At 71.0% G+C, this 14,642-nt stretch carries 11 protein-coding genes; 5 read left to right on the top strand and 6 right to left on the bottom strand.

What is annotated here, in order from left to right; translation table 11 throughout:
* Window positions 1–147: 147 nt before the first annotated feature.
* From FS532_RS06370 to FS532_RS06350, 5 genes are all read right to left on the bottom strand, one after another.
* Window positions 148–1,422: a D-arabinono-1,4-lactone oxidase gene (locus FS532_RS06370; protein WP_144751553.1), complete on the bottom strand. Its 1,275-nt coding sequence runs from the start codon at window positions 1,420–1,422 to the stop codon at window positions 148–150.
* 17 nt (window positions 1,423–1,439) lie between these two features.
* Window positions 1,440–2,963 (bottom strand): L-arabinose isomerase, encoded by a 1,524-nt coding sequence (araA, locus tag FS532_RS06365; protein ID WP_144751551.1) that lies wholly within the window; start codon window positions 2,961–2,963, stop codon window positions 1,440–1,442.
* Window positions 2,960–3,658 carry an L-ribulose-5-phosphate 4-epimerase gene (locus FS532_RS06360; RefSeq protein WP_144751548.1) on the bottom strand — a complete coding sequence of 233 codons (699 nt, stop codon included), beginning with the start codon at window positions 3,656–3,658 and terminating at the stop codon, window positions 2,960–2,962. Before FS532_RS06360 ends, araA begins: the two co-directional genes overlap by 4 nt.
* Window positions 3,655–5,343 (bottom strand): xylulokinase, encoded by a 1,689-nt coding sequence (locus FS532_RS06355; RefSeq protein WP_144751545.1) that lies wholly within the window; start codon window positions 5,341–5,343, stop codon window positions 3,655–3,657. The genes FS532_RS06360 and FS532_RS06355 overlap by 4 nt, the downstream gene beginning before the upstream one ends.
* Before the next feature lie 382 nt (window positions 5,344–5,725).
* On the bottom strand, window positions 5,726–6,724 hold the full coding sequence (locus tag FS532_RS06350; protein WP_144751542.1) for a LacI family DNA-binding transcriptional regulator: 999 nt from the start codon (window positions 6,722–6,724) through the stop codon (window positions 5,726–5,728).
* Between the two features lie 165 nt (window positions 6,725–6,889).
* On the opposite strand from FS532_RS06350, the gene FS532_RS06345 reads away from it, so the two are divergent.
* From FS532_RS06345 to FS532_RS06330, 4 genes are read left to right on the top strand one after another with little or no spacing between them, the layout of a single operon-like run.
* A complete protein-coding gene (locus FS532_RS06345; protein WP_144751540.1) occupies window positions 6,890–8,887 on the top strand; it encodes a glycoside hydrolase family 127 protein in 1,998 nt (665 codons plus the stop codon).
* Between the two features lie 4 nt (window positions 8,888–8,891).
* A complete protein-coding gene (locus FS532_RS06340) occupies window positions 8,892–10,199 on the top strand; it encodes an ABC transporter substrate-binding protein (RefSeq protein ID WP_144752594.1) in 1,308 nt (435 codons plus the stop codon).
* A gap of 23 nt (window positions 10,200–10,222) precedes the next feature.
* Window positions 10,223–11,176 (top strand): carbohydrate ABC transporter permease, encoded by a 954-nt coding sequence (locus tag FS532_RS06335; protein WP_144751537.1) that lies wholly within the window; start codon window positions 10,223–10,225, stop codon window positions 11,174–11,176.
* A gap of 3 nt (window positions 11,177–11,179) precedes the next feature.
* Window positions 11,180–12,133, top strand: a complete 954-nt coding sequence (locus tag FS532_RS06330) for a carbohydrate ABC transporter permease (protein WP_144751534.1) — start codon at window positions 11,180–11,182, stop codon at window positions 12,131–12,133.
* Between the two features lie 141 nt (window positions 12,134–12,274).
* Here FS532_RS06330 and FS532_RS06325 read toward each other — a convergent pair whose 3' ends face one another.
* Complete coding sequence (locus FS532_RS06325) at window positions 12,275–13,324, bottom strand: LacI family DNA-binding transcriptional regulator (protein WP_144751531.1); 1,050 nt, start codon at window positions 13,322–13,324, stop codon at window positions 12,275–12,277.
* A gap of 180 nt (window positions 13,325–13,504) precedes the next feature.
* On the opposite strand from FS532_RS06325, the gene chvE reads away from it, so the two are divergent.
* The gene (gene chvE / locus FS532_RS06320) at window positions 13,505–14,632 is read left to right on the top strand and encodes a multiple monosaccharide ABC transporter substrate-binding protein (RefSeq protein ID WP_144751528.1); all 1,128 of its coding nucleotides are present in this window, start codon (window positions 13,505–13,507) and stop codon (window positions 14,630–14,632) included.
* Window positions 14,633–14,642 lie beyond the last annotated feature (10 nt).

The following is a 14,642-nucleotide window of genomic DNA, read 5'->3' as shown; positions in this document are numbered from 1 at the left end:
TGCGCGACGTCCCGCTATTCCCGATGCGTTCGCACAGAGTTCATCGCTGCCGCCCCCGCCGCGTTCATCGAGTGAGCACGAATCGTCGAGTGCCCGGACGAGACCCGACGATTTCTGCTCCCTCGACGCGACGACGGGCCGCAAGCATCAGGACAGGACGCGCGCCAGGAACTCGTTGCGGAACTTCCCCGTCGGGTCGAGGTCTCGCGCCACCGCGGCGAACGCGTCCAGCCGCGGGTACACCTCGTGGAGGCGCTCGGCACTCGCGGCCGAGACCTTGCCCCAGTGCGGCCGGGCGTCGAAGGGGGCGAGTGCCTCCTCGATGCGCAGGACCGCGGCGGCCACGGCGTCCGCGTCCCGCCGGAAGGTGAAGTGGATCCCCACCGACTGTCGCCCGGACGACGGCGCGAGCCAGGCGGTGTCGGGTGCGACCGTGCGGACCTCGGCGGCGATGAGCAGCGGCGCGAAGAGGGACTGCAACGGACGCAGGGCCTGCAGCGCGTCGACGGCGGACGACGCGGGCAGCAGGTACTCCGCCTGGATCTCGGCCCCGGTCGACGGCGTGAACGAGGACCGGAAGTGCGGGAGCCGCTCGGACCACGGTCCGGGGACGCCGCCCTGCTCGGTGACCCCGGCGGGGTCGTTCTCGCCCGGGTGGACGGGGCCGGTCGCGGGCCGGGCCCCGAGCGCGACCAGGTCGACGGCCGGAGCGGGTTCGTCGACGCGGTGCTTCACCCAGACCTGGCGTGCGCCGCGGTCGTCGAACGACGTGAACATCGACACCGAGTAGGCGTCCGCCATGACCTCGTCGAAGTGCTCGACGACCGCGTCCCAGGGCAGGTCGAGGTGCACGGTCGTGGCGACCTGGAACGAGGGCTCGATGGCGAGCTCCACCGCGGTGACGACGCCGAGCGCGCCGAGTGCCACCCGGTGCGCGTCGAGGGCGCCGTCGGGCGTGGACGCATCGACGTGCTCGAGTGAACCGTCAGCGCGGACGACCTCGAGGCCGATCACCGCCTGCGCGAGCGACGGGTTGCGGATGCCGGAGCCGTGCGTGCCGGTGGCGACGGCGCCGGCCGTGGAGATGTGCGGCAGGGACGCGAGGTTCGCGAGGGCCCAGCCACGTGCCTCCAGGCCGGCCGCGACCTGACTGTGGATCATGCCGGCGGCGACGCGCACGATGCGACGGTCGGTGTCGATGTCGAGCACCGGCGGCAGGTCCGCCAGCGAGACCTGCAGGGCATCCGTGTCGGCGATCGCGTTGAACGAGTGCCGCGAGCCGAGCGCCGTCAGGCGCGCGGTCGACCCGACGAGTTCCTGCACCGCGGCCACCGAGGTCGGACGCGCCAACCCGGAGGCCCGGTAGGTGACGTTGCCCGCCCAGTTCGTCCGCGTGCGCTGCTCTGCGATCACGTCGCTCATCGTACGGTCCGTGTCCCTCAGAAGCCGCGGTCGAGACGGTGCCACGTCTGCTGGAGACGCAGCTCGTCGCGGAAGCCGCGCGCGGTGGTGTGCTCGTCGATGACCAGGAACTCGGTGCCGACCATGGTCGCGAGGTCCTCGACCACCTGCAGTCCGACGGCCGTCGCCATCACGGTGTGGTGGGCGGCACCGGCGGTGAGCCAGGCCTCGGCGGCGACGGGGAACGACGGACGCGGCTCCCAGACGGCACGGCCGACGGGAAGCTTCGGCAGGGCCTCGGTCGGCGGCACAATGTCGACGACGTTCGCGGTGAGCCGGAAGCCGTCGCGGGTGTCGGACAGCGCGACGACCACGGCCTCGCCGGCGTCGGCGGTGAAGACCAGGCGCACCGGGTCGTCCTTGCCGCCGATGCCGAGCGGGTGGATCTCGAGCGTGGGCGTCGTCGTCGTGAGGGTCGGCGACACCTCGAGCATGTGCGCCCCGAGGATCTTCTCGGCACCCGGGGTGAGGTCGTAGGTGTAGTCCTCCATCAGGCTCGCGCCACCGGGCAGTCCGGCGCCGGCGACGTTCATCGCCCGGACCAGGACGGCCGTCTTCCAGTCACCCTCGGCGCCGAAGCCGTAGCCGTCGGCCATCAGGCGCTGCACGGCGAGACCGGGGAGCTGCTTGAGGGTGCCGAGGTCCTCGAAGTTGGTGGTGAAGGCGGCAGACCCGTTCTGCGCGAGCAGGGTGCGGAGGCCGATCTCGATCGCGGCACCGTCGCGGAGCGCGGCACGGCGTGGTCCGCCGTCACGCAGGTCGTCGACGACGTCGTACTGCGCGTCGTACTCGGCCACGAGCGCGTCCACCGCGGCCGTGTCCGCCGCGGCGGCGTCCACCGCCGCGGCCAGCTCGTTCACCGCCCAGGTGTTCACCTGCACGCCGAGCTCGATCTCGGCCTCGGTCTTGTCGCCCTCGGTGACGGCGACGTAGCGCATGTTGTCGCCGAAGCGGGTGAGCTTCAGCTCGCGGACGGCGGCGGCACCGGCCGCGGCACGGGTCCAGTTCGACACCCGCTGCTGCACGCGGGGGTCCGAGACGTGCCCGACCGCGGTGGCGTGCCGGACCCCGAGGCGCGCGAGGGCGTACCCGAACTCCCGGTCGCCGTGCGCGGCCTGGTTGAGGTTCATGAAGTCGAAGTCGATGTCCGCCCACGGCAGCGTGACGTTCGCCTGCGTGTGCAGGTGCAGCAGCGGCTTCGTGAGCGCCTGGAGCCCGCCGATCCACATCTTCGCGGGGCTGAAGGTGTGCATCCACGTCGTGACGCCGATGACCCTGTCGTCGGCGCTGGCCTCGATGAGGGCGCGACGGATGCCGTCGGCGTCCTTCAGGACCGGCTTCCAGACGAGCTTGACCGGCAGCGCACCGGCCAGTTCGGCGTGCACCGCCTTGCTCTGCTCCTCGACCTGGCGCAGGGTCTCCTCGCCGTACAGGCCCTGGGACCCGGTGAGGAACCAGACCTCGTAGCTGTCCAGGGTGGCCTGGGGGTTCACCTGCGTCATCGCATGGCTCCTTCGGGGTTCTGTCCGTAGACGTTCTGGTAGCGATCGAAGAGTCGATCGATGTCTTCCTGCGCGATCGGCACGGTCTCGCCGCCCTGCCGTGCGATGTGCACGGTCCGGGCGACGTCCTCGCACATCACTGCGGCCTTCACGGCGTCCTTCGCGTCCTTGCCGATCGTGAAGACGCCGTGGTTCTGCATCAGCACCGCGCGGGAGCGGTGGCCGCTGAGCGTCTCGACGATGCCGTGGCCGATCGAGTCGTCACCGATGATCGCGAACGGGCCGACCGGGATCGGGCCGCCGAACTCGTCCGCCATCGCCGTGATCACGCACGGGATCTCCTCGGCGCGGGCAGCCCACGCCGTCGCGTAGGTCGAGTGGGTGTGCACGACACCGCCGACCTCGGGCATGTTCCGGTACACGTACGCGTGGGCGGCGGTGTCGGAGGACGGACCGTGCTCGTTGCCCCAGCCCTCGGCGGGCACACCGTCGAGCGTGCAGACCACCTGGTTCTCCGGGGTCAGGTCGTCGCTCGACACCCCGGACGGCTTGATGACGAACAGGTCGGTGCCGGGAACGCGCTCGGAGACGTTGCCGCCGGTCCAGATCACGAGGCCGTAGCGCACGAGTTCACCGTGCAGGCTCGCGACGCGTTCACGGGTGGCGGCGACCGCCTGCTGGATCTCGTCGTTCATCGGGTCACTTCCTCTTCCTGGAGGCGCGGCTCGGCACCCGCCGTCGGCTCGCCGTGGTGGGTGGTGGCGCTGGGTCGGGTCGCGGCTGCCGCGACGGCCTGGACGGGGAGCGCTGCGCGGTACCGGCCGAGGTAGGTCTGGAAGCCGTCGACGTCGCCCGGCGCGGGGTCGGCCACGTGCACGGCATCGACCCCGAACACCGTGCCCGCCAGGAAGTCCGCCAGGTGCTGGTCGGTGTGCTCGAGGTAGGCGGCGAGCACGGCGATGCCCCAGGCGCCGCCCTCGCCCGCGGTCTCCTCGAGGGCGACAGGCACCCGCAGGGCCGCGGCGAGCAACTGCTGCGGCGCTCCGGGCGTGCGGAAGAGTCCGCCGTGCGCCGTCATCCGGTCGACCTGGACCTGCTCGCCGTGCAGGACCTCCATGCCGATCGCGAGGGTGGCGAACGCCCCGTGCACCTCGGAGCGCACGAGGTTGCCGAGCGTGAACCGCGCGTCGGGAGTCCGGAGCAGCAGGGGTCGGCCGTCCTCGACGTGCGTGACGGGCTCCCCCGCGAGGTAGTTGAAGGACAGCAGCCCGCCGGCGTCCGGGTCGGCGTGCTCGGCTTCGTCCAGGAGGACCCGGAACACGTCGTCCGTCGCCAACGCGCTGCCCGACGCTTCAGCGAACCGGCCGAAGACCTTCGCCCAGCTCGCGATCTCACTCGCCCCGTTGTTGCAGTGCACCATCGCGACGGCGTCACCGGAGGGGGTCGTCACGACGTCGAGTTCCTCGTGCGGGGTGCCCAGCGGGTGCTCGAGGACGACCATTGCGAAGATGCTCGTGCCGACGCTGACGTTGCCGGTGCGGGGAGCGACGGCGTTCGTCGCGACCATGCCCGTGCCGGCGTCGCCCTCCGGCGGGCAGAGCGGGACGCCGGGCTGCAGGGTGCCGGTCGGGTCGAGCCACGCGGCGCCCTCGGGGGTGAGGTCGCCGGCGTGCTCCCCGGCGACGAGCACCTCGGGCAGGAGCGTGCGGAGATCGGGGACGGCTCCGCCCAGCAGGTCCTGCGCCGTGGCGAGCTTGTCGCCGTCCCAGTCGCGGTGGCCGGGCTCGCCGGGACCGCTGTCGACCGGGCCGCTGTCGATCGGGAACATCCCGGAGGCGTCGCCGACGCCGAGGACGTCGCGGCCGGTGAGCCGGTGGTGCACGTACCCGGCGAGCGTGGTGACCCGGGCGAGCTCGGCGACGTGCGGCTCCTCGTCGAGGACCGCCTGGTACAGGTGCGCGACCGACCAGCGGAGCGGGACGTTGAAGTCGAGGGCGTCGCTGAGCCGTTCGGCGGCGGGACCGGTCGAGGTGTTGCGCCAGGTGCGGAACGGCACGAGCAACTCGCCCGCGGCGTCGAACGCCAGGTACCCGTGCATCATCGCGCTGACGCCGGCGGCGCGGAAGGTCGTCGGGGTGACGCCGTACTGCGCCTCGACGTCGGCCACGAGGGCGGCGTAGGCGGCGCGGAGTCCGGTCTCGACGGCTTCGAGGGAGTACGTCCACCGGCCGTCGACGAACTCGTTCTCCCACTCGTGGGCGCCCGCGGCGATGGGCACGAGGTCCTCGTCCACCAGGCACGCCTTGATGCGTGTGGAGCCGAGCTCGATGCCGAGTGTCGTGCGGCCGTCCACGACCTGCTGCCGGCGATCGTCGCCCATGCGTTCCTCCAGAACCTCGTCGTCCTCCGTGAGCGCTCACATCCTGGCACGTGAGCGCTCACTCACGCAACGCCGCCGCGCGTCGCCGCCCACGCCGGTCGCACCACACGCCGCCCGCGTTGTGCCGAGGTCGCACGATCTGCCGCCCACCGACGCCTCGAGCGGCACTTCGTGCGACCTCGACGACGGAGCTGCGGCGCGTCGTGCGACTTCGTCGGGCGGTGCCGAGCGCCGCCCGGGGTCGCGCAACTTGCCGCTCGCGTTGCGCCGAGGTCGCTCGATCTGTCGCCCGCCGGCGCTTCGAACAGCACTTCTTGCGACCTCGACGAAGGAGCCACGGCACTGCGTGCGACCTCGTCGGGACGCCGAGGCACCCCGCGAGCTACGCGCCGATCGTGCTCTCGCGGATGACGAGCATCGGGGTGACCGCGGAGGACGCCGCCGCCCCACCGTCGATCAGGTCGAGGAGCGCCCGCCCCGCCACACGCCCGAGCTCCTCGAGCCGCAGGTCGACCGTGGTCAGCGGCGGCCGGCTCGCGAGCGCCATCACGTCCCAGTCGTCGAACCCGGTGACCGCGACGTCGTCGGGGACGGACCGACCGACCTCCCGCAGTCGATCGCACACGCCACGGGCGATCTGGTCGCTCCCGCAGACGATCGCGTCGACGTCCACCGACCCCCGACCGAGCACGTCGACCGCCTGTCGTCCCCACCGCTCCGACCACTCGCCGTACAGCGGTTCGCCGACGAGCCGGGACCCGAGCACCGAGACGGCACCGGACACGCGGCGCTCGGCGGACCGGTGCCGTGCGGGCCCGGTGACGATCGCAACCCGCTGCCGTCCGAGTGACAGCACGTGCGATGCCACCTCGGCGCTGCCGGCGGAGTCGTCGAGGGTGATCGAGACCTCGGCGTCCGAGGTCGACGGCGTGAACGCGTACACGACCGGGATGGACACGTCGATCGGCGGCCTGGGGTCCGCGGAACGTCCGGTCACGATGATGCCGTCGACGCCACGGGCGGCGAGCGAGCGGAGGTAGTGGGCCTCTCGCACGTGGTCGTCACGGGTGTCGCACAGCAGCACGGCCATCTGCCCGGCGGACAGGGCGTCCTCGGCGCCGAGCAGCACGGGGATCGAGAACCGGCCGAACGAGTCCGTCGTGATCATGCCGACCGTGTAGGTCCGGCCGGACGACAGCGCACGAGCACGGGCGTCGCCGACGAACCCGAGCTTCTCGGCGGCGTCCTTCACCCGGGCGCGGGTGGCGTCGCGGAGTTGCCCGGTCCCGTTGAGCGCCTTCGAGGCGGTGCCGATCGACACCCCGGCGAGCGCGGCGACGTCGGTGATCCGGACGGGCTGCGAGACACGATCGACCGTCACGGCAACCACCTTTCCGAACCACGAAGTGAGATCACGATCATATGCATTCGACGCGGAAGACCCTTGCGCAACGGTCGGACGTGTCGTAGCGTCCCCGCCAGAAACCGTTTTCCGGCACCGATCGACGGGCCGGCCGACGGACCAGTCACATCGCAAGGAGGCGACATGACCACCCCACCCGCGACCGACAGCCGCGCGCGCACCGCGACCAGCAGCGCACACACCGCGACGCCGGTCCTCCCGACCGCCGACGCGCACCTCACGCTCCGGCCCCTGCCGACGGGCGACGCCCGGATCACCGGGGGCTTCTGGGCACTCCGGCAGGAGCGGAACGGCCGCGACGCGATCCGCGGCGGGTACGCCCTGCTCGAGGCCGCGGGGAACTTCCGGAACCTCCGCATCGCCGCCGGCCTCGAGGACGGCGACGCGACCGGCCCGATCTTCATGGACTCCGACGTGACGAAGTGGCTCGAGGCGGTGGCGTGGGAGTACGGCCGCGCCCCGTCCGAGGACCTGCTCGAACTGCAGCGCGAGGTCACCGCCCTGTACGCCCAGGCGCAGGCCGACGACGGCTACCTCGACTCCGTGCAGCAGATCCGCGGGAAGGGCGAGCGGTACACGGACCTCAAGTGGAGCCACGAGATGTACTGCGCCGGACACCTGTACCAGGCGGCCGTGGCGCAGCACCGTGCGACGGGCGACACCGGCCTGCTCGAGGTCGCGATCAAGAACGCCGACCACCTGGTCCGGACCTTCGGCGACGGCGACGGCAAGACGACCGACATCGACGGCCACCCCGTCGTCGAGATGGGCCTCGTCGAGCTCTACCGCGAGACCGGCAACCGCGACTACCTCGACCTCGCGCACTGGTTCGTGGACGCCCGCGGGCACGGCATCATCGAGCGGGCCGGCGGCGAACCGACGTACTTCTCCGACCGCGTGCCGAGTCGACAGGCCACGACCGTCGAGGGGCACGCCGTCCGCGCCGTGTACCTGGCGGCCGGAGCGGTCGACGTCGCGATCGAGACCGGCGACACCGAACTCCTGACGGCGAGCGAGCGGCAGTTCGCGGACATGCTCGCGACGAAGGCGTTCATCACGGGCGGCCTCGGTGCCCGCTGGGACTGGGAGGCGTTCGGCGACCCGTACGAGCTCCCGACCGACCGCGGCTACGCCGAGACCTGCGCGGCGATCGGCGGCATCCAGTGGGCCTGGCGCCTGCTGCTCGCGACCGGCAAGCCCGAGTACGCCGACGCGATCGAGCGCCTGCTGTACAACGCGTTCCTCGCCGGGGTGAGCCTGGCCGGCACGGAGTACTTCTACGTGAACCCGCTGCAGCAGCGCGACCACGCCCACCAGGACGAGAACCGCTCCCCCGCGCACGGGCGCCGCGGCTGGTTCGACTGCGCGTGCTGCCCGCCGAACATCATGCGGACGTTCGCGAGCCTCGACGGCTACCTGGCGACCGCGACCGACGGCGGTTTGCAGCTGCACCAGTACGCCACGGCGTCGCTCGGCCGGGTCGACGTCGAGACCGGCTACCCGCACGACGGCCACGTGCGCGTCACGGTCACCGAGGACGGCCCGCTCGCCCTCGGTCTGCGGATCCCCGCATGGTCGGACACCACGACGGTCACGGGTCCGGACGGCACGGACAGCCCCGCGCCGGGCACGCTGCACGTCATCGACCGCGAGTGGACCGCCGGCGACACCGTCGAGCTCGCCTTCGACACGACGCCGCACCGGTACGTGGCCGACACCCGGATCGACGCCGCCCGCGGGCAGGTCGCGATCGAGCGCGGCCCGCTCGTGTACGCGGTCGAGCAGGCCGACCAGCAGGGCTTCACGGTCGACGACCTGACGGTCGACGCGGACGCGACGATCACCGAGGACCGCCAGGACGGGTTGCTCGACGGCATCGTCACGCTGCGCGTTCCGGGTCGTGCGCCTGCCGAGCACGTGCAGGCAGCGTGGCCGTACCGACGACTGGACGGGCCGGGAGGCGCGGATCACGCTCTGGACGCCACCAGCGTCGACGACGCGGCCGGCTCTGCGGGCCCCGCCACGGGCCTCCAGGCCGTCACCGCGACCGCGGTCCCCTACTACGCCTGGGCGAACCGCGGCGCCGCGCCGATGCGCGTCTGGCTCCCACTGGCGCGGTGACGTGATGCTGCGCAGAGCGTTCCTCGCCGGCGGTCTCGCCGGCGGGGCGGCCCTCACCCTGGCGGCGTGCTCCGGCACCCTGCCGAAGGTCGACGCGAAGGCGGCGTCGTTCGGTCGCAACGCGACCGGCACCGTGCACGTCTGGTGCAGGTCGGCGACCCAGGCCGGTCTCACGGCTGCCGTCGCCGGGTTCAACAAGGCGAACCCGAAGCTGCAGGTCGAGCTCACGCCGGTGCCCGACGGGCAGTACGTGACGAAGCTCGCGACCGCGATCCGTGGCGGTGAGCCGCCGGACGTCGTGGACATCGACGACATCAACTCGCAGCTGTTCATCTTCCGCGAGGCATTCGCCGACCTCACCGATGTCGTGAAGGGCCTGGACTACTTCGACGCGATCTCTCCGGGACATCTGCGGCTGCTCGAGTACCGGGACCGGTACTACGGGCTGCCGTACCTGGCGGACAACTCGCAGCTGTTCGTCAACACGGAGCTGTTCGAGCGGGCCGGACTCGACGTCGCGGACTCGACGAAGGACCTCGACTCGCTGCTCGCCGCGGCGAAGGCGATCCGGAAGACCGGCGACGACGTCTACGGGTGGTCGATCTCCGGCAACGCCGCGGGCATCATCGGCTTCGTCACGCAGCCGCACGTCTGGGCCACCGGCGTCGACATGATGTCCGGCGAGGTCGGCTCCCAGAAGGCGAACATCACCGGCAACGAGGCCCTCGAACGCATGCTCGAGTTCTACCGGCAGCTGTGGAAGGACGGCGTGCTCTCGAAGGCGACGTACTCCGACGCGGGCACCACGTGGGGCGCCGACTTCCGCGCCGGCAAGGTCGGCATCTTCCCGACCTCGTACGGCGCCACCGTCCCGGCCGCGACGAAGGCGATGCGGGCGAAGATGCAGACGGTGCTCATCCCCTCGTGGGACGGCAAGCGGTCGTTCTTCGACGGCGGCGACAACATGTGCATCCCGAACGGGGCGGCGAACCCGTCCGGCGGCTGGGCGTTCATGCAGTACGCGAACGGGCTGCAGCAGCAGCAGGCGCTCCCCGACGGCGGGTACTTCCCGACCCGGTCGGACGCCGCGACCCCGGCGTACCGGAAGCAGTACCCGCTCGCGTTCGGCCCGCTCGACGCCATCGACAAGGGGTACGCGCCGCGGACGCTCGCGTACAACCTGCTCAACAACCAGCCGTCGTCGCCGTACTTCGGGATGTTCCGCGAGGCCGTGTTCGGCGCGGGGGCCGCCGCGGCCATGAAGACCGCGCAGTCCGAGTACCAGCGGATCCTCGACCAGGTCCAGGCCTGACCGTTGCACAGAGAGGTGCAGACATGACCACCATCTCCACCCGGCGCTCCGCCGGCCGGACCGGTGCGGGCCGACCCACCGTGGGCCGCGGCCCGGTCCGGACCCGCAACTCGCTCACGCACCCGCCGCGCACCGGCGCCGTGCTCGTCGCCCCGGCGATCCTCTTCGTCGCGGTGTTCGTCCTCGCCCCGCTCGTGTTCGCGCTGTACATCTCGTTCACGAACTGGCCCCTGATCGGCCCGTACCGGTTCATCGGCCTGCAGAACTACGCGACGCTGTTCCAGGACCCGACGTTCGTGCACGCCATCGGCTACACGCTGCTGTACACGGCGATCGTCACGCTGCCGATCCTGGCGCTCGGGTACTTCCTGGCTGTCCTGGTCCGTGCGCGGCGACGCGGGAGCACCCTGCTCCGGACGGTGTTCTTCCTGCCGTACGTCGTCGGGCTCACCACGCTGTCGTTCATGCTCGTGCTCGAGGCCCAGCCGAACTCCGGCGCCGTCAACATGGTGCTCCGCTGGCTCGGCATCACCGACGGCAGCACCGCCTGGCTCGTGAACGGGCCGCTCGCCACCCTGCTCATCTGCGTGCTCGTCGTCTGGGCCGTGTCCGGGCTGACGATGGTGCTGCTCATGTCCGCGATGCAGGGCGTCCCGGACGAGGTGTACGAGTCCGCGCAGCTCGAGGGTGCGTCGTGGTGGCAGACCGAACGGCTCATCACCTTCCCGATGATCCGGTCGACGGTCGCGCTCAGCGTGATCATCTCGGTGATCGGGTCGCTGCTGGCGTTCAACCAGTTCTACATCCTGACCCAGGGCGGGCCGGGGACCGAGACCACCACCATCGTCAACGCCATCTACAACCGCGGGTTCGTGAACCTGCAGCTCGGAGCAGCGACCGCCCAGTCGATCGCCCTCGTCATCGTCATCGCCGCCGTCACGGTGTTCCAGTTCTGGGCACTCCGAGAGAAGGACTGAGCCATGAGCACCACGACACCGCGGGCCTCGCTCGCCGCCCCGGACCTGTCCACGCGGACCCTCACGACCGGCGGCGACGGGCGCAGGCGGCGCCACCACCAGGGCAGCGTGCAGCACCCGCGCGACACCGCCGTCAAGCGCACGCTCTACGCGATCGCCGGCATCGGATCGGCGCTCGTGTTCGGCGTCCCGCTCGTCTGGTCGATCCTGCGGGCGTTCCAACCCGAGGCCGTGATCACGCAGGCACCGGACCCGGCGACCTTCTTCCAGCTCGGCTGGCAGAACTTCAGCGCCGTGTTCAGCTCGTCGTCGCACCTGCTGACGGGAGTGTTCAACTCGGTGATCGTCTCGGTGTCGACGGCCGTCCTGACCGCGGTCATCGCGACGATGGCCGGGTACGGGTTCGCCCGCTTCCGGTTCGGCGGGTCGGGGCTCGTGTTCGGACTCGTGCTGCTGACGATGATGGTGCCGTTCCAGGCCATCCTGACGCCGCTGTACCTCGAGCTGAACGCGATGAAGCTCACGAACTCGCTGCTCGGGCTCGTGCTGTTCTACACGACGGTGAACCTGCCGTTCGGGGTCTTCGTGATGCGGAACGCGTTCGAGTCGATCCCGACCGAGCTCGAGGACTCGGCGTTCGTCGACGGGGCGTCCCGCTTCCGGGTCGTCGTGTCCGTTCTCCGTCCGCTGCTCCTGCCCGGGGCCGCCACCGCCGCACTGTACGCGTTCCTGGCGTCGTGGACGGAGTTCCTCGGAGCGCTGACCTTCCTGACGAAGGACTCGCTCTACACGCTGCCCGTCGCGCTGCTGAACCTGCAGACCGGCGCGTACGGGCAGGTGTCGTACGGGAACCTCGTCGCCGGGTCGGTGGTGGCGATGATCCCGTGCATCGCGCTCTACGTCGGGCTGCAGCGGTTCTACGTCGCGGGCCTGTCGTCGGGTGCGTTGAAGGGCTGACGGTCGGGTCGGCTCGGAGCGGCGCCCCCCTCGCACCGTGCGAGGGGGGCGCCGCCAGTGTGCGAGGTTCCGAGCACGGTGGGACGGCGAAAGCCCCGCACCGAGCGCGGAACCTCGCACACTGCGTGTGCCTCGCCGCCCCTACGCGCTCCGGCGCACCACGAGCTCGGGCAGGAGCAGGGTCTCGTCGCGGGGTTCGCCCTCGACGAGCGCCCGCACGGTGTCGAGCACGCGTTCGCCCATCGCCCGGAAGTCCTGGCGCACGGTGGTGAGCGGCGGGGTGAAGTGCGCGGCCTCGGGGACGTCGTCGAACCCGACGACCGCGATGTCGTCCGGTACCCGGAGCCCCTCGTCGGCGAAGGCGTGCAGCACCCCGAGCGCCATCTGGTCGTTCCCGGCGAACACCGCGTCGACGGTGTGGACGTCGATGGTCCGGGCGGCCGCGAAACCACTGGCCGGGGTCCAGTCACCGTCGAGCACCACGGGTTCGAGCCCGGCATCGCGCATGATCCGCTCGTAGGTCACCCGGCGCACCTCGGACTCCTGCGAGACCGCAGGCCCGGCGATGTGCACGATCCGCCGGTGCCCGTGGTCGAACAGGTGCCGCATGACGAGTTCCGCGCCGGCGGACTGGTCGATCGCGACCGCGGCGACGCTGGGTGCCACCGGAGCTCGGGCGGCGTCGCGCTGGACCGCGTTCGCCACGACGACGGGCACCGTGACCGGGACGGTCAGCGAGGCGAGGGCGTCCAGCACCCGGTTGTCGGCGGCGACGAGCACGATCGCGGCGACGTCCTGGGCGAGCAGCGTCACGAGGGCGTTCGACAGGTCGACGGGACGGGGGTCGTCGGGCAACGTCGAGAGCAGCACGTGGTACCCGGCCGACCGGGCTGCCCGTTCGAAGCCGATGGCGGTGCTCGACGGTCCGTACAGGGCGTCGCCCGCGGTGATGATGCCGAGCGCGCGACTGCGTCCCCCGGCGAGCGCCCGGGCCGCGGCACGGGGGCGGTACCCCAGTGCGGCGACGGCGTCGGACACCTGGGCGCGGAACTGCTCACGGACCGTCGGGTCGCCGTTGATCACCCGGGAGACGGTCTGGTGGGAGACGCCCGCGCGCTCGGCGACGTCGAAGATCGTGGGGGCCTTGCGACGTTTGCCGCCGGCGTCCCCGAGCGCGGTCGTGGTCGTCACGAGGCCAACCGTACCGCGCAGTCCGGCCGACGCGACAAGATCGCGAAACGGTCACGATGAGTTGACACCCCGTCACGGAACCCACAGTATGTGAGCGCTCACACGAGCAAATCCCGCGGGGCACAGCAGCCCCGGCACCCGAGTGCGTCGACGTCGACGCGCAGGAACTGAGGTACTTCGATGATGAAGCGCAAGATCGTCGCGGGCGTCGCCGCCCTCGGCATCGCCATCGCCCTGGCCGGTTGCTCGGCCGGCGGCCGTGCGTCCACCGACGGCGGCGGCAGCACCGACAACAAGGGCGCCCTCGTCGGCGTCGCGATGCCGACCAAGGTCTCGGAACGCTGGATCAAGGACGGCAACGCGGTCAAGAGCGACCTCGAGAAGGCCGGCTATAAGGTCGACCTCGAGTACGGCGACAACAAGGTCCAGCAGCAGGCGCAGCAGGTCAGCAACATGATCACGAAGGGCGCGAAGGTCCTCATCATCGCGTCGATCGACGGCGGGGCGCTCTCCGACCAGCTCGACGCCGCCGCGAAGGCCGGCATCAAGGTGATCTCGTACGACCGTCTGCTCACGGGCAACAAGAACGTCGACTACTACGTCTCGTTCGACAACGAGAAGGTCGGCGTCGACCAGGCGAACAGCCTGCTCACCGGCCTCGGCGTCCTCGACGCGGACGGCAAGAAGACCGGCGAGAAGGGTCCGTTCAACATCGAGGTCTTCGCCGGGTCGCTCGACGACAACAACGCGGGCTTCTTCTTCAACGGTGCGATGAAGACCCTGAAGCCGTACCTCGAGGACGGCACGCTGAAGATCCAGTCCGGCCAGGACCAGCTCTCCCAGGCCGCGACGCAGCAGTGGGACCCGGCGACCGCCAAGGCCCGCATGCAGAACCTGATCGCGAAGTCCTACTCGGGCGGCACGACGCTCAACGGCGTGCTCTCGCCGTACGACGGCATGTCGATCGGCATCATCTCGGCGCTCCAGGGTGCCGGGTACGGATCGAGTGACCGCCCGCTCCCGACCATCACGGGGCAGGACGCCGAGCAGGCCAGCGTGAAGTCGATCATCGCCGGCCAGCAGTACTCGACCATCTACAAGGACACCCGCAAGCTCGCGAAGCAGTCCGTGACGATGGCGGAGGACCTGCTCACGGGCAAGAAGCCCGAGGTCAACGACACGAAGAGCTACGACAACAAGGTCAAGGTCGTCCCGACCTACCTCTTCCAGCCGACGGTCGTCACGAAGGACAACTACAAGGAAGTCCTCGTCGACTCGGGCTACTACACCGAAGCCGACCTGAAGTAGTCGCAACCCA

Origin of the sequence: Curtobacterium pusillum (assembly GCF_007673235.1) — a bacterium.
GTDB classification, from domain to species: domain Bacteria; phylum Actinomycetota; class Actinomycetes; order Actinomycetales; family Microbacteriaceae; genus Curtobacterium; species Curtobacterium pusillum_C.
Note: the sequence above shows the minus strand (reverse complement) of the source record. Positions and strands in the feature narration are given on the sequence as shown.

Excerpts from the sequence above, each read along its gene's own strand:
- FS532_RS06370 (WP_144751553.1), bottom strand. The coding sequence starts at position 1,422 with ATGAGCGACGTGATCGCAGAGCAGCGCACGCGGACGAACTGGGCGGGC.
- FS532_RS06335 (WP_144751537.1), top strand. The coding sequence starts at position 10,223 with ATGACCACCATCTCCACCCGGCGCTCCGCCGGCCGGACCGGTGCGGGC.
- araA (WP_144751551.1), bottom strand. The coding sequence starts at position 2,963 with ATGACGCAGGTGAACCCCCAGGCCACCCTGGACAGCTACGAGGTCTGG.
- chvE (WP_144751528.1), top strand. The coding sequence starts at position 13,505 with ATGATGAAGCGCAAGATCGTCGCGGGCGTCGCCGCCCTCGGCATCGCC.
- FS532_RS06340 (WP_144752594.1), top strand. The coding sequence starts at position 8,892 with ATGCTGCGCAGAGCGTTCCTCGCCGGCGGTCTCGCCGGCGGGGCGGCC.
- FS532_RS06345 (WP_144751540.1), top strand. The coding sequence starts at position 6,890 with ATGACCACCCCACCCGCGACCGACAGCCGCGCGCGCACCGCGACCAGC.
- FS532_RS06360 (WP_144751548.1), bottom strand. The coding sequence starts at position 3,658 with ATGAACGACGAGATCCAGCAGGCGGTCGCCGCCACCCGTGAACGCGTC.
- FS532_RS06355 (WP_144751545.1), bottom strand. The coding sequence starts at position 5,343 with ATGGGCGACGATCGCCGGCAGCAGGTCGTGGACGGCCGCACGACACTC.
- FS532_RS06330 (WP_144751534.1), top strand. The coding sequence starts at position 11,180 with ATGAGCACCACGACACCGCGGGCCTCGCTCGCCGCCCCGGACCTGTCC.